Source organism: Citrobacter sp. Cf072, from assembly GCF_030334485.1.
Lineage (GTDB): Bacteria > Pseudomonadota > Gammaproteobacteria > Enterobacterales > Enterobacteriaceae > Citrobacter > Citrobacter freundii.
This window is the reverse complement of sequence record NZ_JAOWDX010000001.1, coordinates 1-266: the sequence shown is the minus strand read 5'-3', so window position 1 is coordinate 266 and position 266 is coordinate 1. Positions and strand designations below refer to the sequence as shown.

Annotated in this window: 1 protein-coding gene; it reads right to left on the bottom strand. The window is 56.8% G+C overall.

The features are described from left to right. Positions 1 to 266: contractile injection system protein, VgrG/Pvc8 family (locus OGX66_RS00005; RefSeq protein ID WP_286510700.1), on the bottom strand; the 266-nt coding region annotated here is incomplete at both ends.

Below are 266 nucleotides of genomic sequence, written 5' to 3'. Positions count from 1 at the left end.
AAATTGAGGTCAGTTTCGCCGTACTGCACGCAGAATTCGCGGGCGGGATGGGGCTCATAAAAGGAAGGCACCCAGTCAGTAATGCCGTTTTCAGTAAGCAGGGTGGTGGCAATGGCCTGGATATCCTGCTGCTGAAAGATGCGGAAGTTCTGCCGCAGCCCTGCCCGCCAGAGCGGGGGCGAAATCGTCAGCTGGTAATTCATCTGCCAGTCGTTGTTCTCCCTGAGCTCCACGCCGGTGATGATGCCGTGAAGATAACGCAGTGC